Annotated in this window: 22 protein-coding genes and 4 pseudogenes; 13 read left to right on the top strand and 13 right to left on the bottom strand. The window is 63.8% G+C overall.

What is annotated here, in order from left to right; translation table 11 throughout:
* A partial coding sequence (locus ACYQ8K_RS17955) for an LLM class oxidoreductase (RefSeq protein WP_459971017.1) occupies positions 1 to 405 on the top strand: 405 nt, incomplete at its 5' end.
* 66 nt (positions 406 to 471) lie between these two features.
* Here ACYQ8K_RS17955 and ACYQ8K_RS17950 read toward each other — a convergent pair.
* From ACYQ8K_RS17950 to ACYQ8K_RS17935, 4 genes are all read right to left on the bottom strand, one after another.
* A complete protein-coding gene (locus tag ACYQ8K_RS17950; protein WP_459971016.1) occupies positions 472 to 1605 on the bottom strand; it encodes an acyl-CoA dehydrogenase family protein in 1134 nt (377 codons plus the stop codon).
* A complete protein-coding gene (locus ACYQ8K_RS17945; RefSeq protein WP_459971014.1) occupies positions 1602 to 3095 on the bottom strand; it encodes a class I adenylate-forming enzyme family protein in 1494 nt (497 codons plus the stop codon). Before ACYQ8K_RS17945 ends, ACYQ8K_RS17950 begins: the two co-directional genes overlap by 4 nt.
* Before the next feature lie 82 nt (positions 3096 to 3177).
* The gene (locus ACYQ8K_RS17940) at positions 3178 to 3999 is read right to left on the bottom strand and encodes an alpha/beta fold hydrolase (RefSeq protein ID WP_459971024.1); all 822 of its coding nucleotides are present in this window, start codon (positions 3997 to 3999) and stop codon (positions 3178 to 3180) included.
* An 88-nt stretch (positions 4000 to 4087) separates the two neighbouring features.
* Positions 4088 to 5242, bottom strand: a complete 1155-nt coding sequence (locus ACYQ8K_RS17935) for a thiolase family protein (protein ID WP_459971013.1) — start codon at positions 5240 to 5242, stop codon at positions 4088 to 4090.
* A gap of 104 nt (positions 5243 to 5346) precedes the next feature.
* Between ACYQ8K_RS17935 and ACYQ8K_RS17930 the strand changes: the two genes are divergently transcribed.
* The 3 genes from ACYQ8K_RS17930 (at position 5347) to ACYQ8K_RS17920 (ending at position 7767) form a co-directional block, all read left to right on the top strand.
* The gene (locus ACYQ8K_RS17930) at positions 5347 to 6822 is read left to right on the top strand and encodes a class I adenylate-forming enzyme family protein (protein WP_459971011.1); all 1476 of its coding nucleotides are present in this window, start codon (positions 5347 to 5349) and stop codon (positions 6820 to 6822) included.
* Positions 6823 to 6852: 30 nt separating this feature from the next.
* Positions 6853 to 7155 (top strand): hypothetical protein, encoded by a 303-nt coding sequence (locus ACYQ8K_RS17925; protein WP_459971010.1) that lies wholly within the window; start codon positions 6853 to 6855, stop codon positions 7153 to 7155.
* A gap of 345 nt (positions 7156 to 7500) precedes the next feature.
* Entirely contained in the window at positions 7501 to 7767 is a 267-nt protein-coding gene (locus ACYQ8K_RS17920) for a hypothetical protein (protein ID WP_459971009.1), read from the top strand.
* Between the two features lie 470 nt (positions 7768 to 8237).
* Here ACYQ8K_RS17920 and ACYQ8K_RS17915 read toward each other — a convergent pair whose 3' ends face one another.
* Positions 8238 to 8420 (bottom strand): hypothetical protein, encoded by a 183-nt coding sequence (locus ACYQ8K_RS17915; protein ID WP_459971008.1) that lies wholly within the window; start codon positions 8418 to 8420, stop codon positions 8238 to 8240.
* 5 nt (positions 8421 to 8425) lie between these two features.
* Here ACYQ8K_RS17915 and ACYQ8K_RS17910 point away from each other — a divergent pair, with 5 nt between their 5' ends.
* Both ACYQ8K_RS17910 and ACYQ8K_RS17905 read left to right on the top strand, forming a co-directional pair.
* Complete coding sequence (locus ACYQ8K_RS17910; RefSeq protein WP_459971006.1) at positions 8426 to 8740, top strand: SDR family oxidoreductase; 315 nt, start codon at positions 8426 to 8428, stop codon at positions 8738 to 8740.
* Positions 8710 to 8826, top strand: a complete 117-nt coding sequence (locus ACYQ8K_RS17905; RefSeq protein ID WP_459971005.1) for an SDR family oxidoreductase — start codon at positions 8710 to 8712, stop codon at positions 8824 to 8826. The genes ACYQ8K_RS17910 and ACYQ8K_RS17905 overlap by 31 nt, the downstream gene beginning before the upstream one ends.
* Positions 8827 to 9311: 485 nt before the next feature.
* Here the strand turns inward: ACYQ8K_RS17905 and ACYQ8K_RS17900 are convergent, their stop codons facing one another.
* Positions 9312 to 9737, bottom strand: a complete 426-nt coding sequence (locus ACYQ8K_RS17900) for a Zn-ribbon domain-containing OB-fold protein (RefSeq protein WP_459971003.1) — start codon at positions 9735 to 9737, stop codon at positions 9312 to 9314.
* A 1-nt stretch (position 9738) separates the two neighbouring features.
* Positions 9739 to 10929 (bottom strand): thiolase family protein, encoded by a 1191-nt coding sequence (locus ACYQ8K_RS17895; protein ID WP_459971002.1) that lies wholly within the window; start codon positions 10927 to 10929, stop codon positions 9739 to 9741.
* Between the two features lie 102 nt (positions 10930 to 11031).
* Here ACYQ8K_RS17895 and ACYQ8K_RS17890 point away from each other — a divergent pair, with 102 nt between their 5' ends.
* Positions 11032 to 11490 carry a MaoC family dehydratase gene (locus ACYQ8K_RS17890; protein ID WP_459971000.1) on the top strand — a complete coding sequence of 153 codons (459 nt, stop codon included), beginning with the start codon at positions 11032 to 11034 and terminating at the stop codon, positions 11488 to 11490.
* 162 nt (positions 11491 to 11652) lie between these two features.
* On the opposite strand, the gene ACYQ8K_RS17885 is transcribed toward ACYQ8K_RS17890, so the two are convergent.
* From ACYQ8K_RS17885 to ACYQ8K_RS17875, 3 genes and pseudogenes are all read right to left on the bottom strand, one after another.
* Complete coding sequence (locus tag ACYQ8K_RS17885; protein ID WP_459970999.1) at positions 11653 to 11754, bottom strand: DUF7156 family protein; 102 nt, start codon at positions 11752 to 11754, stop codon at positions 11653 to 11655.
* Between the two features lie 199 nt (positions 11755 to 11953).
* Positions 11954 to 12310: pseudogene (locus tag ACYQ8K_RS17880) on the bottom strand (MBL fold metallo-hydrolase); the annotation flags it as partial.
* Positions 12310 to 12781: pseudogene (locus ACYQ8K_RS17875) on the bottom strand (zinc-binding dehydrogenase); the annotation flags it as partial. The pseudogenes ACYQ8K_RS17875 and ACYQ8K_RS17880, both read right to left, overlap by 1 nt.
* Before the next feature lie 225 nt (positions 12782 to 13006).
* On the opposite strand from ACYQ8K_RS17875, the gene ACYQ8K_RS17870 reads away from it, so the two are divergent.
* From ACYQ8K_RS17870 to ACYQ8K_RS17855, 4 genes and pseudogenes are all read left to right on the top strand, one after another.
* Positions 13007 to 13213: a CopG family transcriptional regulator gene (locus ACYQ8K_RS17870; RefSeq protein ID WP_459970998.1), complete on the top strand. Its 207-nt coding sequence runs from the start codon at positions 13007 to 13009 to the stop codon at positions 13211 to 13213.
* Complete coding sequence (locus ACYQ8K_RS17865; RefSeq protein WP_459970997.1) at positions 13210 to 13632, top strand: type II toxin-antitoxin system death-on-curing family toxin; 423 nt, start codon at positions 13210 to 13212, stop codon at positions 13630 to 13632. Before ACYQ8K_RS17870 ends, ACYQ8K_RS17865 begins: the two co-directional genes overlap by 4 nt.
* 355 nt (positions 13633 to 13987) lie before the next feature.
* Complete coding sequence (istA, locus tag ACYQ8K_RS17860) at positions 13988 to 15538, top strand: IS21 family transposase (protein WP_459970995.1); 1551 nt, start codon at positions 13988 to 13990, stop codon at positions 15536 to 15538.
* Positions 15535 to 16349: pseudogene (locus tag ACYQ8K_RS17855) on the top strand (ATP-binding protein). The gene istA and the pseudogene ACYQ8K_RS17855 overlap by 4 nt, the downstream one beginning before the upstream one ends.
* Before the next feature lie 551 nt (positions 16350 to 16900).
* Here the strand turns inward: ACYQ8K_RS17855 and ACYQ8K_RS17850 are convergent.
* The 3 genes and pseudogenes from ACYQ8K_RS17850 to ACYQ8K_RS17840 form a co-directional block, all read right to left on the bottom strand.
* Positions 16901 to 17106, bottom strand: a pseudogene (locus ACYQ8K_RS17850) (MMPL family transporter); the annotation flags it as partial.
* A gap of 103 nt (positions 17107 to 17209) precedes the next feature.
* On the bottom strand, positions 17210 to 17833 hold the full coding sequence (locus ACYQ8K_RS17845) for a TetR/AcrR family transcriptional regulator (protein ID WP_459970994.1): 624 nt from the start codon (positions 17831 to 17833) through the stop codon (positions 17210 to 17212).
* Between the two features lie 49 nt (positions 17834 to 17882).
* On the bottom strand, positions 17883 to 20294 hold the full coding sequence (locus tag ACYQ8K_RS17840) for a CaiB/BaiF CoA-transferase family protein (protein ID WP_459971022.1): 2412 nt from the start codon (positions 20292 to 20294) through the stop codon (positions 17883 to 17885).
* Between the two features lie 491 nt (positions 20295 to 20785).
* On the opposite strand from ACYQ8K_RS17840, the gene ACYQ8K_RS17835 reads away from it, so the two are divergent.
* Positions 20786 to 21931, top strand: coding sequence for an amidohydrolase family protein (locus ACYQ8K_RS17835; RefSeq protein WP_459970992.1), 1146 nt, complete (start codon positions 20786 to 20788; stop codon positions 21929 to 21931).
* 8 nt (positions 21932 to 21939) lie between these two features.
* Entirely contained in the window at positions 21940 to 22140 is a 201-nt protein-coding gene (locus ACYQ8K_RS17830; RefSeq protein WP_459970990.1) for a hypothetical protein, read from the top strand.
* Positions 22141 to 22170: the final 30 nt, after the last annotated feature.

Below are 22170 nucleotides of genomic sequence, written 5' to 3'. Positions count from 1 at the left end.
CAAAAACCCCACCCGCCGCTATGGATCGGCGGAAACAGCCCAGCCACGATGCGGCGGGTAGTCGAACATGCCAGCGGCTGGAGCGCTGTCATCGCACCAGCCTCCGTGGCCTCCTCGGTGCGCACCTCGACCATCAACGACGCCGACGACCTCTCACGCGCGACCGACAAGCTGCGCGAGCTGCTCGCCGCAGCCGGCCGCGATCCCAGTAGCGTAGAGGTGCAAGTCCCTGCGCCCGCGATCGACTTCGATAATGCACGCGCCGTGCGGGCCCTCGAGGACTACATCTCAGGTATGGGTAAAGCGGGCGCCACCATGATCCTCGTCCACGCCGACGCCACCTCGGCCTCGGCGGCCAAGACGTACCTTGCGCGCTTCGCTGAGCACTTCGGCATCACCCAATAGCTCTGTGCGCCATAATCGCTCGCCGTGCGCGGCGATGTGCAGGCGATCCCGGGCGCCAGCCGGTGATCAGATGATCTTTGCTTCGGCTGCCAGGCGGTCCCAGTGTTCGCTGGGCCGACCGAATAGCACCTCGTCGGTGCGGGCCCGGCGTACATACAGGTGAGCGGCATCTTCCCACGTGAAGCCGATGCCGCCGTGGATCTGCACATTGGCGCTTGCGGCGTTGCGCAACGCTTCTGAACACACAGCTTTGGCCATGCTCACGCGCCACCTCGACTCACCGACGGCCTCGCTGTCGACTCCTTCCAGCGCCGCCTGAGATGCCGATCGCGCCCACTCCAAGTCGACCAACATGTCGGCGCACTTGTGTTTGACGGCCTGAAAACTCCCGATCGGCCTGCCGAACTGTTCCCGGTCGCGCGCATACGCGGTGGCGATCTCCAACACCCGTTCGCAGGCACCAACCTGCTCGGCCGACAACACCGCGATCGCCTGATCCATCGCTCGCCCGATGATCGCGGCGACATCGTCGCCGGCGGCCAACCGCATAGCGGGTGTCGCGTCAAACCCCAGCGTCGCCATTGCACGAGTGCCATCCAGTACCCGCTCGGCCCTAACGCTGACGCCTTCGGCGCTGGCGGCCGCGACAAACAGGGCCGGCCGACCGGCGGTGATCGCCGCCACGACGAAATCATCGGCACCCCCACCGTGCAGGACGTGGCGCGCGCTGCCATGAATTCGCCACTCGCCGTTCTGATCTTCAGCGCGCAGAGTCACCGCCTCTGGTCGCCAGAGGCCGCCGTCACCGGTCAATACCGCGGCTAGGGTGCGTTCGCCGTTGAGAAGTCCAGGCAGGCGCGTGTCCAAGTCGGACACTTCGTCACGTAGTTGAACCAATAGACCCATCGCCAATACCGCCGACGTGACGAAAGGAACCGGGGCAAGGCTGCGGCCCAATTCGTGGGCCACGACTCCCAGAGCCGAATTACCCAGGCCGGCACCGCCAAGCTGCTCTGGCAACCCGATCGTGGTCACTCCCACCTGGCTGCACAACACCTTCCACAGCTCGGAGTCAAAGCCTGCGGGCTCGCCTGAGTCATAGGACACCGCACGAATGCGCTCCTCTGGCGCCCACCGGTCACACGCCGCCCGCACCGATGCTGCCACTTGCTGCCGTTCGTCGACATCCAACGCCGTCACCGACTTCCTCCTACGATTTGACTTTCCAACTCGTTCTTGGCGACCTTTCCCAGCCCGGTCATCGGAAACTCGTCGACGATGACCAGGCGCTCGGGCCACTTCTGCTTCATCAGTCCCCGATGGTCCAGGAATTGGCAGATATCTTCTAGGGTCACATCGCGGCGTCCGCGACAGCGGCGTACGACCGCACAAACTAATTCACCGCGCTGCTCATCGGCAAGACCAATGACCGCGACCGCGTCGATTAACGGGTGCGCAAGCAGCTCGTTCTCGACCTCCTCGGGCGCAATGTTCTCGCCCTTGCGGATGATGAGGTCCTTGACCCGGCCCGAAACCACGATCCGTCCATCGGCCCGAACATGGCCACGGTCGCCGGTACGAAACCAGCCGTCGGCGGTCAACGCCTGCGCCCACTGCTCGGTATCGAGGTATCCCGACGCCAAATTGCTTCCGCGAACCTCGATCTCGCCGCTGGCCCCGATTCGGATCTCGGCGCCCGGAATGGGTCTGCCGCTGCTGTTAGATTGCTGTTCTTCGGTGTCGGTAGCCGCGCTGACACAGATCATCGGAGCCTCGGTCATGCCGTAGGCGTGCACGATCGGTACGGCCATGTGCCGGCGCACCTTGTGGTGAAGTTCAGGCGGACAATGAGCGCCTCCGCCGACCAGCATCCGCAGCGACGGCACGATTGGGCTTTCGCTTTCGGAAGCCAGTTGCTCGGCGAGCAGCATTTGGTAAAGAGCTGTGCTCGAACCCGATACTGTCACGCGGTGGGCGGCTAGCAGGGCCGTCAATTCAGCAGCGAAGACTTTCGGGACCATCAAGACCGGGAACTTGCCCATCAGGGCGGCGGCGAGGTAGACGATCCCGCCGACGTGCGCGATCGGAAACGCAATGGATCCGACCTCGCCGGGATAATCACCGAGGCCAAGGTGACTTCTAAATCCGTGCGCCGACGCCAACAGCGTGCTGTCGTTGTGCTGCACAGCCTTTGGGTCACCGCTTGTCCCAGAGGTGAAATAAATCCATCGCGCGCTGTCGCCTGGATCCTCGCGGGCGGGGGCCGGTTGCCTGCTGCGAGGTTGAGCGCTTAACACGCCGAGAAAATCGCTTGGTAGACAGATGATTTCGATATCAGAGGGTGCGTTGGCTTCGGTTGAGTCGTCGACGATGAGAACGTCGGCTCGCGCGACATCCAAAGCGGCGCGGACCTCACGCGTTCGGTTCAGGTGGAGCACCGGGGCTTGCACCGCCTTAGCCCGCGCCAGCGACAACATGAGCACAGCAGCGCTGCTGTGCGAGGGTAATTGCCACGCCACGGTCGTTCCCGCCGAGATGCCCAGCTGGGCTAGCCAACACATGCCCGCGATCGTGAGGTCGGCAACTTCTGAGACGGTCACGCTGGCGCCCACCGTGGAAAGCAGCAGCGGCACATCTGGCCCAGATCGTGCGGCGTCATCGAGTAACCCGACGATGCTCTCGCGCGCCACGCAGACCTCCCTCACACCCACAGCCGACAAACTTTTGACCGATTGTGGGTCGCGCTGCGTCCAACCGGTGAGATTAACGTGTTCAATTTCTGAGGCATGCACGTATGGTCTCGCTGGTCTCCCGCGGACGGTCCAGCATCACATAGGTCGAACGACCTTCGAGGATGCGCAATGTCGAATTCGCGAACGCGTCGGCCAGACGCTCGGCGTGGCTCACCGGAGATATCTGATCGTCGGCGCCCCACGCCAACAGCACGGGCTTGGACCATTCCTCGACGGCCGTCGCCAACGCTGCCGTGTAGCCCGGCCGCAGATCCGCGCTGAATCGAACAGCCTGACAATGAACCCCCGCAGATTCGACGAACCCGCCAAACATCGCCGATTGGCGGTGCTTGTCGATCCCGTTGCGGGTGACTGATTTCGCAAAAACAGCCCGGCCGGGCCACGTCGCCAAATACCACAGCACCGCCGTGCCGAGGCCGGGGAACAGCCGGCCTAGCACGATCCGAGCCAAGACCTGCGGTGGAAAGTGTTCGTAACTATCGCAATTCGTCAAGACCAGACCGGCCACTCGCGACCAGTCGGGTCGCTTGTCGCCAACCGCAGCCAGCACGATGCCACCGCCGGAATCATTGACGACCAGCGTCCCCTCGCGAAGGTGAAGCCGCTCCCAGAATTCCGCGATGCGCTGACCCGCGGCGGGGACACCAAGATCGACGTGGTCGCCAACCGGCTCGGACTGGGCGCCGAACGGCCAAGTGGGCGCAAGACACCGGTGATGCTCCCACAAGTCGGCGATGACGTCATCCCATGCAGCCCCGGCGACGTAGACGCCGTGTATGAAGACCAGCGGACGGCCTGAGCCAGCATCGGTGTAATGGATGCTCGCATCAGCGATTTGCATCGACTCAGTCATGATTCTCCTGCTCGTACCGCGGCGTGCAGTTGGCCAACTCGAGCCACCAGCGCCACAGCGAGATCTCGCCTACGCTCTACCTAGAAAGGATGGCGACCGCCGCCGTGCCGGGGGAGCCGTAGAGCTGCGCCAGCCCGACCCGCGGCTCGTTGGGCACCTGACGCTCACCGGCTGAGCCCCGCAGCTGTTGCACGAGCTCGTAGATCTGCCGAAGACCGGACGCGCCGACCGGCTCTCCGTTGGCAAGCAAGCCGCCGTCGGTGTTGATGGGCAGCCGCCCGCTGATTTCGGTTGCGCCATCATGCAGCAGCGCCTCCTGCTCACCATCCTTGCAAAGTCCCGTTTCTGCCATGTGGATGATCTCGGACCCGGCATCTGTGTCCTGCAGTTGGGCGACGTCGACGTCCTCGGGGCCGATGCCGGCCCGCTCGTAGGCCGCCTTCGCGGCTTCGGCGGTCGTGCCCGGCACGATCGGCAGTTCGATCGATGTGCGCAACAGCTCGTATGCACCTTCGCGGCGGCTGCGCAACGCAGTAGAACGCAGGTAGATGGGGTTGTCGCTGTAGCGCTTGGCGACCTCGGCGCGGCACACGACGACCGCGGCAGCACCTTCGTTTGGGTTGCAGTACATGAACTGACGCAGGGGCGCATTCACAACGGGTGACCCCAAGATCTTTTCGATACTCATAGCCTTGCGCCGCCAGGCATGCGGGGCGCGCGCGCCGTTGGCGAAATTTTTGGCCGCGACCCGCGCCAGAGTTTCTTCGCTGACCCCGTGGTCATGCATGTAGCGCATGATCTTGGTGCCGAAATAGTGGGTCGTGAGGAACATGCCGGTGTCGCCATACCACTGCGGGAGGCCTGCGACCGCAGGGTCAGCCCCGAACGCGCCGCGCGGGTGCTTGTCGAGGCCAACCCCGACCGCGATCTCAGCTTCGCCGGTCGCGACGTCGCGGGCGGCCAGCGTCAGCAGTGAATTGCCGGTAGCGCAGCCGCTCAAGGTGGCGCGGGCAGGCAGTCCGGTCATCCCGATGATGCCGGTGACCGCCTCTGGGTTGGCGATCTCCAAGCTTCCGGCGTACAGACTGCCGACGCTGGACCACTCGACGTCGGCGTCGGCGAGCGCCCGCCGCACCGCGACGGCGCCCATTTCCAGAGCCGACCGGTCCTCATACCGGCCGAATGGATGCAGCCCGACGCCGATGATCGCAATGTCTGGCGTGCTGGTCATAGTGCTCCTTCGAGGGGGCGGTTAGACTTCGTTAGGGAGTAAGTCTATAACTATATAGCTGATTCAAGAAGGGCCAGGCTTTGAGTATCGCACTTCTCCTCGACATGTCCGTCTCGGACGATCCGGACCGCCATGTGGTGGTGGACGGCCGCACGCGGCTGACCACGTCGGAATTGAATCGACTCGCCAGTGGAGGTGCGGGTGTCATCGGCGGGATCGAAGCCGAGCACGTCGCTTACGTCGGCACCGGCGGAGTCATGCTGCCGTTGCTGCTCTTCTCCGCCGCCCGTGCGGCGGTGCCCGTCACGCCGCTCAACTACCGGCTCAGCGGGCAGGGGATGCGACAGCTGATCGAGCGCCTGCCCGAGCCGCTGATCGTCGCCGACGGCGATTATTCCGAGCTAGTGGTCAACGCGGGCAAACACGCGATGACCTCTGAAGAATTCATCGCCGCCGCGCGTACAGCGGAGCCGATCGACCTCGTTCCCGACCCCGACGATGTCGCTGTCGTGCTGTTCACCTCCGGGACCACCTCGCGGCCCAAGGCCGTCGAGTTGACGCACAACAACTTGACCAGCTACATCACCAGTACCGTCGACTTTGGCTGCGCTGACCCCGACGATGCAGCGCTGGTGTGCGTGCCGCCCTATCACATTGCTGGCGTTGGCGCCGCGTTGTCCAACCTGTACGCGGGTCGGCGAATCGTGTACCTCGCCAGATTCCACCCTTCGGAGTGGGTCGCGCTGGCCCGTGATGAGCGAGTGACCACCGCGACCGTGGTGCCGACGATGCTTGACCGTATCGTCACGGAATTACAGGCTCGTCCGACCGAGCTGCCCACACTGCGTAACCTCGCATACGGTGGATCGAAAGTTGCTCTGCCACTGGTTCGTAAGACGATTGAACTGCTGCCCACTGTCGGCCTGGTCAACGCCTACGGTCTGACCGAGACCAGTTCGACCATTGCGGTACTGACACCGGAGGACCACCGCACCGCGCACCGCGCGAACGACCCGACGGTGGCCCGCCGGCTCGGTTCGGTCGGCAAGCCGGTACCGGGCATCGAAGTTCAGATCCGTTCGGCCGACGGCGCGGTCGCGCCGGCGGGCGTCACCGGAGAATTGTTCGTCCGCGGTCCCCAGGTGTCAGGCCGGTATACCGGGCTGGGGTCTGCACTCGACGCCGAGGGCTGGTTTGCCACCAACGACACCGCAATGCTCGATGAGGACGGCTACCTGTTCATCGGTGGCCGCGCCGACGACACCATCATCCGAGGGGGCGAGAACATCGCGCCTGCCGAGATCGAGGACGTGCTGATCGAACATCCGCTCGTTCACGAAGTCGTGGTCGTAGGGCTCGAGGACGCCGAATGGGGACAGATCATCGTTGCGGTGGTGGTGCCGGAACCGGGGGCCGAACCCGACCCCGACGAACTACGTCGATATGCGCGTAACAGCCTGCGCGGGTCTCGAACTCCCGATCGGGTGGTGTTCTGCGAACAGCTGCCCGCCACCGCCACCGGTAAAGTGCTGCGGCGCGAGATCATCGAGGCCTTACAAGCGCCTGCGGCGACCACTTAGTCAGCACGACGCCTCAGGGAGGAGACAAACGTGATCAAGAACGGGACCCGATTGCAAAGTCAGGTGTGCGACACCCAAGTCATCGTCGTCAAGTCCGCCGACACCCTCGACGACCTCCGGTGCGGTGGTGCACCGATGGTGGCACTCGGCACCGCGAAGTCGGCGGACCTCAGTATCGATCCCGCCTACGCCAACGGCTCGGTGATGGGTAAGCGCTACGTCGACGACACCGGCGCCGAGGTCTTGGTCACCAGGCCCGGAGCGGGCGCGCTGAGCATCGGCACCACCGCGCTGGTGCTCAAAGAGGCCAAGCCGCTGCCCGCCAGCGACTAAACGCCGCCGCGCCGCACCCGGCCCGGCCCACCCTCGCCTGGATGTGTCGATTGCCGGAACGAAGCGCTCGCCACCCCCGCGTGCAACTTGACGTCTAATCGCGATCGCTAGGTCGAAAGTCACTGTCGGATGATCAATCTCGATATCTGAGTGGCCAGCCCGCCGGCGCCGAACCTGTGCGCTGATGGCGCACTGCTTGGGCAGCCAACCCTGCCAATCTGACTGAGTCTTAGTACCGTGGCAGGAGTCACCCCGAAACGGGGTGGACGCACTCAGTGGTACACGATCGGATCTCAGGACCCGAGAGGTCGGTTCTCGCCGATACCTCAATACCTACGCGATAACATGGTCGAGATGCAGCGTCGCCGCGACGCGCGCTATGGCGACGATCTGCCCAGCGTCATCATGCAAGGCGAGGTGAACGACCAGCCGCTGTGTGATGAGCTGATCATCGGCTACGCCTTTTTGATGATGCTCGCCTGGATGGACATCACCAGCGGGTTGGCTGGCAACGCACTGGTAGTGCTTGACGAGCGCCGCGGCCTGCGTCCGCAGCTGATCGACGACCCGGCGCTAATGCTAAGCGGAACTGTGGAAATTCCTACGGCATGACACACCCACCCGTGCCCTCACCCGACTGGTGACCACTGACTGCGACATCAAGGGTTAGCAGCTGCGGGCCAGTGACTGGGTAATGCTCTGCTACGCGGCCGCACGCCGCGACCCCAAGGTTTTCAACGAACCCGAACGCATAGATTTCAACCGAAACCCTGAACGTCACTTAGCGTTCGGCGCCAGACCCACATAGACGCCTTGGATTAAGCCATGCCCGGGTGATGTTCGGTGTCGTGCTACCAGAGATCCTCGCGCGGATGCCCCGATTACTCCATCAGCGTGCCGGTAGAGCGATTCGCCGACGCCGGCGACGTCTACGTGCCACGGCGCCTTCCCATTCGCTTCGTAGCAGGCGCACGGTCGACCAACTAACCTCGCGAAAGGACCAATCATGGACTACGGCACAAAGGCAGGGTCGCACTGGAAGTCGGCGGCAGCAAAGGGATTGGCTTGAAGTCGCCAAATTGCTAGCCGGCGAGGGATGCCCCGTTGCGATCACCGTACATACCAAATCCGACGTCGATGCGGCCGCCGGATACCTGCGCCACGGTGACTTCGCGGACACCACCGACCCGGAACCCTTCCTGAGAATCCTTCGAGGCGTACACGATCAGCCAACCGTTCTTGCTGCACGCTGTTCTTCCCGCCATACGCGATGCTGGGTGGGGGCGCGTCGTCGCATGTGGGCTCGGTGACCGACAAAGAGCCGACAGGTAGCATCAACCACGTGGTGGCCAACGCGACCAGACCGTCGACGGTTGGCCTGCCGAAATCCGCAGCCGACGAATTCGGCCGGTTCGGCATCACCATTAACACTGTCGCTCCGGGCTGGATCGAGACCGAACAACGCCATCGGCTATCTCGCGGACACGGTGGGAGCAAAACGTCGGAAGAACGCCAACAATTCCTGCTAACGCAGGCAATGTGCCAGCCGGGCGGATGGGGCGGCCCAGCGAGATCGCCTCGCTGATCGCCTACCTTTGCTGCGAGGACGCCGGCTACATCAGCGGGAAGTGGATTGAAGTCGACGGCGGACTGCACCGCTCGGCGTTCTGACAGGCGGCGCCGCGCTGAGTGCCGGTGCCAGCGCCACCGGCATAGACACTCCGGGCAGGGTCCATGTGTCTGTCCGACAACAGAATCCATTCAGGCAACCAGCACACCGTCAATGAGCACGCTAGACAGACAGAGCGCTACTTCGTCGCGGCTGCCGCCGCCAGCGGCCATAATGCGGGCTCGTGATGCATTTCCGACGTCCAGATGTGAAAGACCGTCCCGTGCACCGACACGACATCGAGCCATGACCCGAGCTAGTCGTCAAGTTCGACCCGGGATCCAGCACGGCCAACGTCGCGAAATGCGAGATCATCTGCTCGGCCGCCCGATGCGCCAAGGTGGCGAAACCCGCGCTGCGATCCGGCCAGTACTGGTAGAGGACCTACCCCAGTGAAGCTGCGCACGACGACGGGGTTGCGACCAGGCGATCAACCACTGACCCACCGACCGCGGTGCGGTCGATGGGTCAAGGCGATCGTGAATCGTTACGCCGGGCGGAATGCGTAGGTGACGAACGATTCTCCCGCCTCGGTCTCGAACGCCAACGTGGTGCTGACCATGGGTTGACCGATGCGTAAGTCAGATGCCGACGCCTCGACAATCAACGACTCGACGAGCACGCGCTCGCCCAGCTCGATGAAGCCGACGACGTAGGGCCGAAACGCATCTCGTGAACGCTGCCCCTTGTACGGCAAGGGTGGGGCGAACTCTTGGGTGGTGAAGGTGTAAAGCGTTCCCTCGGTGGGCAGCTCGAGTGGTTGGATGTCCGACACTGCGTCGGAATCGGCGTCGAACAGCTCGGGTCGCTCGGCGGGAAACGTTACTACGCCCGTCGAGCGTCGTCGCGACGCCAGTAACACGGACCGGCCGTCCTCGACTCGGAAGAGATTCTCTGCGATCAGTTCAGGCATGTCAGGATACCTCGATTACCATTGCTGCTCCCATTCCTCCGCCGGCGCACATTGACAGTACGCCGATGCCGCCACTGCGGCGGCGCAGTTCGTAGATAGCCGACGTCACCATGCGCGCGCCCGTGGCCGCAATCGGATGTCCCAGACTGATACCGGAGCCATAGACGTTGACGATTTCGTCGTCAAGGCCAAGCTCGCGCGCGCATGCCACCGCTTGGGCGGCGAACGCCTCGTTGATCTCGAACAACGCGACGTCCTCAAGCTTGCGCCCGGCCAGCTCCAGTGCCTTCGGGATGGCCGAGATGGGTCCGCTGCCGGTGCGGTTCGGCGGCACGCCGACCGACGCCCATGACAGCACGTTGGCCAAGACCTCTCGGTCCGTGCCCGGTGTGGTCAGCGCCAGCACCGCGGCGGCGTCGTTGATGCCCGACGAGTTGCCCGCGGTCACGGTGAATCCTTCTATTTCGGGATGCAACGTCTTCAAACCGGCGAGGATGCCATGACTGGTCTCGCGGCGCGGGTGCTCGTCGCGCGCGAAGCTAATTGTCGATCCGTCAGCCTGGGGCACTTGCACCGGCACGATCTCGTCGAGGAATGAACCGGCGTCGATCGCCTCGACTGCGCGCTGATGGCTGCGTAGCGCCCATCCGTCCTGCTGTTCGCGTGAGATGTTGTATTGGACTGCGCAGTTGTGCGCGACCGTGATCGACATGTCCAAGGCGGGGGCCTCGGAAGTCGGGGGGTGCGAGAGCGGGAACCATGGGTCCTCATAGTCTTCGCCGGCCTTGCCCGTGGTGAACGGCCGACGCTTGCGTAGCATTGGTGACATCGACGCCGATTCCATGCCGCCGGCGAGGATGGATTGACTCATTCCCGATGCGATCTGGCCGGCAGCCACCGCAACTGCGGTCAAGCTTGAGGCGCACTGCCGGTTGACGGCCATTCCGGGGATGTCGGTCAACCCCAGGTCGACCGCCACGTAGCGCGCGCCGTCACCGCCGCCCTGCAGGCTCTCGGCAAGCACCAGGTCGTCGAAAGCGGTCGCTTCAAGGCCCGAGCGTTCGATGGCGGCGGCCACGACCGGCTTAGCGAGCTCGATGGCTGGCATGTTCGCCAAGGTGCCCTTACGTGCGGTTCCGATGGCGGTGCGCGCTGCGGCCACGATGGCAGCGCGTGACGTGGTCGGCGTCATGCGTCTCCCCAAGATCGTCGAATGGGCGCCCAGTGCGGCACCACGGAGCACCCAGTATACCGTTAAACAGATATCTGTATCGAGAGGTGGGTGGGAGTGCCTGTGAGAAGTATCGGGTCTGTCGACGAGGCGATCGCGGCGATCGGAAAAGAACTTGGCGTCAGCCGATGGTTCGACGTCAAGCAATCGCGTATCGACCAATTCGCCGACGTGACGGTCGACTACCAATGGATCCACGTCGACACAGAGCGCGCCAAAGACGAAAGTCCCTATGGGGCAACGATCGCGCACGGCTTTCTCACCCTGTCGCTCATCCCCGGTCTTAGCAAGGACAATTACCGCGTCGAGAACGCCAAGATGGGCATCAACTACGGGCTGAACAAAGTCCGGTTCCTGGCGCCGGTGACGGCTGGCAGCCGAATCAGAGTTCGGTCGGGGCTTATCGACGCAGCGAAGGTGAGCGACAACACGGTCAACCTCACCGTGCGCCATACCGTCGAGATGGAAGGGTCGGAGAAGCCGGCGGCGGTCGCCGATCTGATCACCCGCTTCGTGTTCTGACCACGGTCGAGTCTGCGGCCCGGATAGGCCGGCGGTGCTGCTTCGTCGGCCGGTGCGACCCCAACACATCGATCCGGTGGCCTGCACAGATATCGGGAAGCGTCAACCGCCGTGTTAGATGTGACATCGTTGCTGCCCGAGAGGCGTTGACTGCGAGCGCTTTTACACCCGGACGACGATGCCCTGCGGCATCGCCACGACGACCGCCAGGGCGAGGATGAAGACATAGCAGGCCGCCACCAGCCTCGCGGTCTCACGCCACAAACCGGTTTTGGTGGCCGGCGGAAGAAAAACTCATCAGGCATGGATTTCTGGTTGACGACGGCCGCGGCAGGGCCCCTTTCTCTAGGGAACATAGAGACTGGTGGCCCCGGCGCTGTGCGCAACACCACCAGGGGACCAACGAGAAAGAGCAAAAAGCTCACCTGAAATCCAACGAACCACGCACCCAGACGGAGCAGTTCGAACCGCCAGCGCGCAATGCTGAGCCGATAGTTGAGGTACGCGTCAGCTCAAAGTTCTTGATCGGATGCGTTATCCGCCACAGCACGTCGTCGGCGGGATGCAGCAGGACGGGCGCGTCGAGGCTTTTCGCCGAGTTCGGGAACGACAGCGACATGGTCGTTGTGGCCGCGGGTGCAGGTGACCGCCACCACGTTGCGCCCGCGGACCGCCTCGACGATCGGCGTGGCGGTATGCGCGGCGTCGACACCGCGATGTCGGAGTCGTCGCCGACCAGCCAGACGTTGTTGTCGACTTCCCAACTGCCGCCGTCGAGTTCGAAGGTGCCGTGCGTGACGATGCGTTCAACATTTGCCATCAGAGCAGCACCACCGAGCGTAGAACTGTGCCGTCGTGCATCTTGTGGAACGCCTCTTCGACGTCGCCGAGGGCGATGCGTTCGGAGACAAATTTCTCCAACGGGAGCCGGCCGTCAAGGTAGAGGTCGATCAGGGTGGGGAAATCGCGTTCGGGGAGGCAGTCGCCGTACCACGATGACCTCAGCGATCCGCCGTGGCTGAAGAAGTCGATCAGCGGCATGTCGAGTCGCATGTCCGGTGTCGGAACACCCACGAGGGCAACGGTTCCGGCGAGGTCGCGGGCGTAGAAGGCCTGCTTCCAGGTTTCGGGCCGTCCGACGGCGTCGATGACGACATCGACGCCGAAATCCGTCGGTGAAGTCTTGGACGGTCGTGACGACGTCGAATTCGCGGGCGTTGATGGTGTGGGTGGCCCCGAACGTGCGGGCCCATTCCAGCTTCGTGTCGTCGGTGTCGATCGCGATGTGGCGTGTGAACCGATTCGGCGAATGATGAAGGGGTCCCCCTCTCAGCCAGCATTATTGACGGTCGTTAATAGCGAGTGGATGCGAGTGCGAAGGCCAGACCGCTCCGCGGTCGTGTCCAGGCCGAACCTTGGCAGCCGCCGACTGCCGCGGTACCGGACACTACTGGCAGGCTGACTTCTCCGCGAGGAAGTGGTATCACCGTGGTATCGTTCGGGTATCATGCTGGTTATGGGAATGACTTTGCGGCCCAGTAAACAGCAAGCGGAGGCGCTGCGACGGCAGGCCGCGGTTGAAGGCCGTTCGATGCAGGTTGTTGCGCTGTCTGCCATCGACGAGTACATAGCCCGACGAGCGCACAAGGCCAAGGTTGCCGCGGCGCTGCAACGTGTCGTCCGCGAGGAGGCCGGGGTTTTGGAACGTCTTAAGGACGCGTGACCGAGTTCCTAGATCTCGAAGATTTGCTAGACATTGCCCGAGAGGCCGTCGGGAGTGATGTCGTGGTCGGAGATTACGGCTTGCTTGAATCGGCCCTGGCACGGCCTCGCGCCACAGTGTTTGGCCAGGATGCCTATCCGGATCTGCACTTGAAGGCCGCCGCGCTGTTGCACTCCCTGGCTCGCAATCATGCGCTGGTGGACGGCAACAAGCGACTCGCTTGGACAGCCTCGCGGACCTTCCTGGCCGTCAACGCTCACTGGATTAGTGCGCAGGAAGATGAGCGCTTCGACTTCGTGATCGCGGTCGCGACTGGTGCAATCACAAGTCTGGACGAGATCGCTGAACGATTGCGGAGCTGGAGCTATCGGGAGGGTCGAGTGTCCGGTGGGCAACCGAGAGCCGTGGAGTTTGACTGACGACAGTCAAGTTCAGTGTCCGATCTCATGCCCATAGTCGTCACGAAGTTGAATAAAACATTTGTCCAAGTTCCGCGGTAATCGGCGTCTCGTCGGTGAGTTCTGCGTGGACCCACTCACTGGCCATCGGTATCTCCATCCTGTGGGCAGTGCCTGATGGTCAGTGCGTCAATGGCGATCGTGCGCCGATGTGTCGGTTGCCAGGAACATGGGACCTGCTCGACGCCGGTTTTGCCATGAGCATGGGACCACCTGATTGCCAGTGATGGGACCGCCCGGGTAGGGGTTTCGCCAGTTATGGGACCACCCGGCGTGGCGTGGGGGCTTCCGGTTGCTCGGCCGCTGTATTGGCCAAATGAGCTACCGGGAGGTGTCGATGATCGAAGTCAGAGAGATCCTGCGGCTGTGGCTGGCGGGTCGCGGGTTGCGGGAGGTGGCCCGGCTGTCGGGCGCGGAGCGCAAAACGGTGCGCCGGTATGTGGACCGGGCCCGCGCTTGTGGCCTGAATCGTGACGGCCATGCGTGTCAGCTAACTGATGAGTTGTTGGCGGCGGTGATCGCCGGGGTCCGGCCGAGTAGGCCCAACGGCAAGAGCCCGGCGTGGGAGACCATCGATGGGCAGCGGGCGCAGATCGCAGCGTGGCTCAAGCAGGACTTGACGCTGACCAAGGTGCACATCCTGCTCGGTAGGCGTGGCGTGGTGGTGTCGTATCGAAGCTTGCATCGGTATGCCACAACGGAATTGGGGTTCGGCGCTCGGCAAGCTACGGTGCCAGTGGTCGATTGTGAGCCCGGTGCTGAACTGCAAGTCGACTTCGGTCGGCTCGGGCTTCTCACCGATGCCGAGGACGGTCGGCGGCGGGTGGTGCACGGGTTGATCTTCACCGCGGTGTATTCGCGGCACATGTTCGTCTGGCCGACCTACCGGCAGACCCTTCACGAGGTGATCGCCGGGTTCGAGGCGGCGTGGGCGTTCTTTGGTGGGGTGTTCGCGGTGGTGATCGTCGACAACATGAAGGCCATCGTCGACAAGGCGGATGCGACCGACCCGAAACTCAACGACGCCTTCCGCGAGTATGCGCAGGCGCGCGGCTTCGCCGTGGACCCCACCCGCATCCGCAGCCCGCGTGACAAACCGCGCGTCGAGAGATGCGTTCCTTACGCGAGGGCGAATTTCTTTGCCGGAGAGGACTTTCAGAATCTGGGCGACTGCCAGGTACGAGCCGAGCAGTGGTGTGGGCAGGTGGCCGGGATGCGGATACACGGCACCACCCGGTGCCGTCCGGCCGAGGTGTTCGCCACCGACGAGCTACCGCAGCTGCAGCCAGTGCCCGACGAGCTGTTCGACATCCCGACCTGGTGTCGGCCCAAAGTGGCCCCGGATCGCCACGTGGCCGTCGCCAAGGCGCTCTACAGCGTTCCTGGCGAGCTGATCGGACGGCGGCTGGATGCCCGGGTGGATGCGCACACGGTGAAGCTGTATTGGCGCGGTGAGCTGATCAAGGTCCACCCGGTGGTGGCACCAGGGCGCCGGCGCACCGACCCCGCCGATCTGCCGGCCGAGGTGTCGGTCTATGCGATGCGGGATCTGAACACCTTGCAGCGCAAGGCAGCCGCCCACGGCACCCATGTCGGCGCGCATGCGGCAGCGGTGCTGGAACATCCGCTGCCGTGGACCAAGATGCGCCAGGTCTATCGCCTGCTGGGGTTGGTGCGCCGCCACGGCGCCGACGGGGTCGATGACGCCTGCTGCCGCGCGCTAGACGCCGAGGTCATCGACGTCGGACTGATCGAGCGCATGCTCACCCGCGGCGTCGGCGCACAGTTGCCGCTGATCGCGACCCCGCCTGCCGCATCGCGGTTCGTCCGCGCAGCCACCGACTTCTCAGTGCGGCGGCCCTCATGAACCCCACCCGCCGACCCGATGCCACCCCGGCAGTCAAGCCGATCGAGATCTCCTCGGAGCTGAAGTCGTTGATGCGGCGCCTCAAGCTCGGTCAGCTCCTCGATACCCTGCCCGAGCGACTCGCGCTGGCACGATCCAACAGGCTGCCGCACCACGATTTCCTGGAGATGCTGCTGGCCGATGAGGTCTCCCGCCGCGACCGCAAATCGGCACAACTACGCGCCAAGGCAGCCCATCTGGACCCACAGATGCAGCTACCGGCCTGGGACAACACCGCCGCGGTCACCTTCGATCAGCAACTGTGGGCCGAACTCACCTCGCTGAGGTTCCTCGCCGACGCCTACAACATTCTCATCATGGGACCAGTCGGCGTGGGAAAAACGTTCCTGGCCAACGCCTTAGGGCGCATCGCCGTGCGCCGTCACCACAGCGTGCACACCGAACGCGCCGACAAACTGTTCAAACGCCTCCGTGGGGCACGCCTGGACGGAAGCTACGAAGACGAGATGCGCAAGCTGCACCGCGTCGAGCTGCTCATCATCGACGACCTCGCGTTGCACCGGCTCGAGGCCACCGAGACCAGCGACTTCTACGAGCTCATCGTCGAACGCCACCGCCAGGCCTCCACGATCATCACCAGCAACCGCGAACCCCCCGAAATCCTGACCATGATGGCCGACCCACTGCTGGCCCAATCGGCGATGGACCGGCTGCAATCGGCGGCCTATGAACTCGTCGTCGAGGCGAGTCCTACCGGCAACGCCAGAAGCCCACCCTCAACAAGCCGGTCAATTCAGACCAGCCGAATTGACCGCAACGCCCGTCATCGGCCACCATCACCACACGGCCAACAACCGGAAACACCCGGTCCCATCCTCATGGCCAAACGGTGGTCCCATCACCCTGGCAAGCGACAGCCGATGCAGTCCACTCTTTGACGACTTCGTCGCGGCCGTGTCGGATTTGGACGCGGCGGTAGCCATGGGTTAGCGCTAGGCGTGAGAAGTGTTTGAACATCTCCTCGGCCTGCGCTGGCGTCAGTGCTTTGTCGAAGCGGACCCACTGCCACTCGTCACCGTCGAAGGTCTGCTCCCACTGTACGTAGAACGACACGCTGTCGACCAAGGCACGACGGACCATTTCCGAGGGCGTTGCTCCCTGGACTTCGGCGTGTGCACTAATTTGTGGCGAAGTGATTCGGGAAGCCGGATCGCCAGGACCGGTGTCTTGCCTGTCGTCGGAGCACCCTTGCTTGGTCGTCCCTTCGGCAGGAATGCGGATTCAGCTCGACCGAAGTAACTCAGCCGCGATCGGGGGATTGGTCTCGTACTCGGCGGCCAACTCGGCGTATTCGTCACCGGTGATCGGGGGCATCAGCAGCGATCGCACGATCAAGGTGTGTCCACGAGGAGGCCGATGGCGATCGTCGAGCCCAGCTGGGCGAGCACGGTCAGTTTGCTGAACGTCATCGCGGCCATGGTGGCGGCGAAGGCGAAGCCGGCTGAAGTGACCACGCCGCCAGTGCCTGCCACGGAGCGGATGATGACGGTCTTTAAGCCCGCGTGGATCTAGGCGCAACCGGTAATGCACCGCGATCGCCGCCGCCACAGCCAGCCACGCCGCCGCGCTCCGATGGTCTTGGGCTGACCTCAACGATCGATGCGGGGGAAATCAGGTCTTGACTTTGGCCGCGGTCGCTTCGCTCGCCGGCGCGTATCCCAGTGCGCGCAGCACGAAACGTAAAGCCTGCTGGGCGGTTTCGTCTGCTGACGTGCCGGTAGGGTGCTCGGCTTGTTCGAGCAGCGCAGCCTCGATGACTGCTCGGACAGAGCGCGCGTCGGGCCCAGGATCGGCACTCGGGAAACACCCATTGACCTTGCCCTCGCTGATGACCTGGGCCAAAATAGCCTGCTCTGCAGCAGAAAACCGCCCAAGTTCCCGCAAGTAGCCGCGAGTTCTTTGCATCTCTTCGGAGTGAAAAGTCAACACGCGGCGTTTCCGGCGGGGCTCGGAGAGCAGCGAGAACATGACATCCACCCACCGCCGCAGCGCCTCAACGGGATCACTCGCCGCGGCGACGACGTCGCGCAGCTGCTCAAGCACATGGTCACGATCTCGGCGCAGCATGACCAGCATCAGTTCGTCGCGTGTCTTGAAGTGACGATAAAACGCGCGGGTCCCCAGCCCGGTTTCGTTGAGTATCTGGGTCACCTCGAGAACGGCACCGTCGCTGCGATCAAGCAGGCGATACGCGGTATCGAGGATCAAAGCACGCTCGGCGGACCGGTCAACCATTTCTAGACGTTCTCACGTCGCGCGGTGGTTCGGCCTGTGCAGACTGCCGTTAATCCCCGGTGATGACGTTGTCAGCGCGAAGGGCATCGAGTTCAGCGTCACCGTAACCGAACTCCTTCAATACGAGGCTCGTGTGTTGCCCGGCTGTGCAACCGCCCCGCGGATCGGTCGCTGAGCGGCTGAAACGGACCAAGGGGGAAAGTCTGCGGTGCTCGTCGAAGATAGGACTGTTGGCCGGCGCGGTGTAGGCCGCCGCCAGACGGTCGTCGGTTTGCATCTGCCGAGATGGGCTATTGGTGTGCACAGCCACACATCCAACGCCACGGCCGGTCATCATTGATTCCCACTGCGCGGCGCTCTCTTTGACGAAGACGCTCGCCAGAACATCAGATAAGGCCCGGGTATGGGTTGTCCTCGAATCGGTGGTGGCAAAACGCTCATCGGAGGCCAGATCGATGTAGTCGCCGAGCGCCTCGGTGAGAGCTGCCCAGTCTCCATCGCTTGGAGCCGCGAGGAAAACCGCCCCGTCCGCCGAGTCGTACTGGCGGTAAAGAGCACCAAAGCCCCGGTTTTCCGAGTCGACGCGCGGGGACGGCGGTCGCCCAGAGTAGTCCGCAATCCAGTGGGGAAGTACATGCGTCATCGACGCGAGCATGGTGGTGGTGAAATGGCAGGCGCTGCCGTGCCGTTGACGTCCCACCAACCCGAGCAGCATCGCCGAAGCCACACTCACCGCGGCCAGGCCATCACCCTGCAGTTCGGCAAATGCCGAGCCCGTGGTCAATCGCGGGGCAACGCCCATGATGTCGGCCATCGAGTTCGTGGCCCCCAGAGCGTCGGGCACATTGGTCAACGCCAGACCCGCCGCAGCGCCGATGCTGGGCGCATAAGCCGGACAGGCGGCCGACGGGCCGTCCGTGCCGTATCCCGGTGCATTCAGGTAGATTAGATCCGGCTTGATCGATCGAAGCGTTGGTTCGTCGATGCCGAGTCGTTCGACCGCCCCGGCACGAAACGATTGCACCACGATGTCGGCTCGCCCGACGAGCCGGTGAGCCACCGCGCGGCCGGCTTCGGTGTGCAGATCGACTTGAACGCTTTCCTTGCCCTGCATGACCTTCGCCCCGGCGGCCTCGGGAAACGGCAAAAGATTGCGGATCTGGTCGCCCGCCATGCTTTCCACCTTGATGACCCGCGCACCAAGGTCGGCCAGCAGGCTCGAACCATACGGCGACGCGAACATCTCGCCGAACTCCACGACCGTGACACCGGCAAGCGGCGGTTCGCTCGGCCGCGTGGACGCGGCCGACCCTGAGTCCCGGGTCTTGGCACCAGGGACCCAGGTGTGCTCATTGAGCGCCGGTGGCTGCCCCGGGGTCAACAGCGGAGCCCCGTTGTGGTGCACCAGCGTCGAGGGTTGTGTGACCGCGCCGTGCGTTGCGGTCTGCAACGTCAGGGTGCGCCCATCGTGAATCAGCTGCGGATGCTGAAGAACTCCGGTGCACTCCCGGAAGATCTCGGCGTTGATGTCTGGGCGTTCGGCGAAAACCTGTTGCCATTCAGCAAGCGTGCGTTCGCGCACCTTAGAGATGAGGATGCCCCACAACTCGCGGCGCAACTCCGCGCTTTCAAGATTGGGGAATCCTTGCCACTTTGGTTTCGCGAGCAGCGCTGCCAGGCCCAGCTCGTCAAGCATCGCCCCGAACAATGACGGCGAAACCTGCGCGAACTGCAGCCACTGACCGTCCTTGGTGGGTGCGGTCAGCAAAGCAAACAGCATCGGACTGCGCGGCTCGCCTTCCTCGCCCCACGCGTCGATCGCGCTGTATGCATCCGGCCAGCGCAGGTACACCAACTCCCCGAACCAGCTCCACGTATCGATTGCCAGCGCCCCGCGCACCAGGTCGGTCTCCACGCTCTGACCAAGACCACTGCGCTCGCGCTCGAGCAGAGCGGCAAGCACACCGTGGACAAGCGCATGGGCGGCACCGTAGCTGGCGTAGGGGACCGCGACGAAGCTGGGCCGAGGCGGATTCTGCAGGCGGCGACCCGCGTACATCAGGCCGGTCTTGGCCAGCACCAGGCCCTCATAACCCTTGAGGTCTTGCCATGGCCCCGAGCTGCCCCAGCCCGTCAACGACGCAATGATCAAACACGGGAAGCGCTTGCCGAGCTCGTCAAAGGCGAGCCCGGTACGACTCACGCGCGGACGGTTCGCCTCCACGAGGACGTCGGCGTCGGCGATGAGGTCAAGCAAAGCGGCGCGACCCTCATCCGACCGCAGATCGAGCTCAACACTTTGCTTGCCGCGTGCCAGTACCGGCCAGCCGGCTTCCCGGCGTAGCGCACAGCCCCCCGGTGGCTCGACGATGAGTACTTCGGCGCCACCGTCGGCGAGGAACTGGGTCGCCATGGCACTCGCCAGCGTGGAACCCACCTCGATGACGCGGATGCCCTTCAACGGTGGCTCGATGAGGTCTCTTTCGGTGTCCAAGGTGGCTGACTCCCAACGTCAACTATTCGCCGGTCCTGTCGAACGATCCGCACCGCAGCGCGAAAATCCGCATTTCGCCGCAAGCTAGCATACCTGTGACCCAGGTCGCAAACACCACTGTCGCGAGGACGCGCGTGCCAGCGCCCGACCCGCTCGGTGCCCAGCACAGGGGAGCGTGCGCCATGCCGATGTCGGCAACCTGAAGTCGGGGACAGCGCAGCTAGTTATAAGGTCCACCAGGGATCTTCCTGGGCATAAACCGCACACCATGTTCGCCCGGCGAACCACCACGACCGGGGCGGTCCTCCGGGGGCGAATGATGGGGCCAGTAATTGACATGTGTGATCCACGACGTATGCTCAAGATTGAAAAACCAATTTTCGCGCAGCCCGTCGAGGCTGCCGCGCTTCGAACTCGAGCGTCAGCCTGCAGCCGCTGGTTAAAGAGAGGTGTGACCGATGCAAAAGATCTGGGCCAACTCGGGGGACTCGCACTTCTTGGAGCCCGACGACCTGTGGCGAGAAAGCCTGCCACCGCGGCTCGCCGAGCTGGTGCCGCGCGCTGAAAAGGACCCCGACGGTGAGTGGGAGACCGTGCACATCGACGGGATGTCGTTTCGGCGCAAGCTCCCGACATCGGCCCGGCTCGAATTCGAAGCCCAGTCGACGCGGGCACTTGGGGCGGGTGACGTCGATCTTCGGATGAAAGACCTTGACCAGGAAGGTGTCTGGGGTGAACTGGTCTTTCCTTCGCTCGGAATGTGGAGTTCGTCGTTCCGTACTCCCGAGGTGCTGCGCGAGGCGCTCAGGGTCAGCAACGATTGGGCGTGGGAGACCATCGACAAGCCGCAACCGCGTCTGGTCGCTACCGCCCAGGTTTCGACGCTGGACATCGATGACGCGATCACCGAGCTCGAGCGGTGCGCCGAACTCGGCTTCAAGGCGGTGTTCATGCCTGTCACGCCGCATCCGCTGCAAAAGGATTACAACCGCAAGGAATGGGATCCGTTCTGGGCCGCGGCCGAGGCGGCCAACGTGGTGCTGTCGTTTCACATCGGAACCGATCCGGTTGATCTCTCCAAGGGCGCGCAGATGGGTGTGGTGCACCGGGGTCCCGGGGGTGCCGTGCTCAACTACACCGAGACCACGTACGGGGGCCAGCGCGCGGTCACCAAACTCGTGGCGTGCGGGGCGCTTGACCGCCACCCCAATCTGAAGGTGCTTGTCTCTGAGGGCGGCGCCACCTGGGTGCCGTTTATCGCCGACCGCATCGAGGAGGGTTACCGCCAGCACGCCATGGCCGTGCGGCCCAAGCTGAACCGATCCCCGCGCGAAATCATCTACTCCCAGGTGTATGCGTCGTTCCAGCACGACAAATCAGCGGTGGCGGCGGCGACCTACATGGGCTACGACAACGTGATGTGGGGCAGCGACTACCCGCACATGGAGGGCACCTACGGGCACACGCAGCAGACTCTGCACGAGTTGTTCGATGGAACCGACGAGAAAGTGCGACACCGCGTCACCATCGGCGCCTTCCAAGAGCTCTTCCCCGACGTCCCACCGCTGCCGAGCCAAAACTCGCTGGCCGCGGCCGGCGCCTAGGGATCCGCATGGCGAACGTATTGCATGATTCCCCACTGGAATTCATGCAGGAGGCTGCCAACTCCGATGAGTGCGTTGCGCAGTCGGTCATCCCCAACGGCGACGGCACCTACACGGTGGCCTGCTCATGCGAGCGGTGGGAAACCCAAGCGCCGGGACGTACCGAAGGCCTCAACGCCGCCCGTCGGCATACCGGTCACTTTCAATAACCGCCTCGATCAATCGGATCGACACTGAAG

It is taken from the genome of Mycobacterium sp. MUNTM1 (assembly GCF_054660795.1).
The sequence above is the reverse complement of the archived record's forward strand: the minus strand, read 5'-3'. Positions and strand labels throughout refer to the sequence as shown.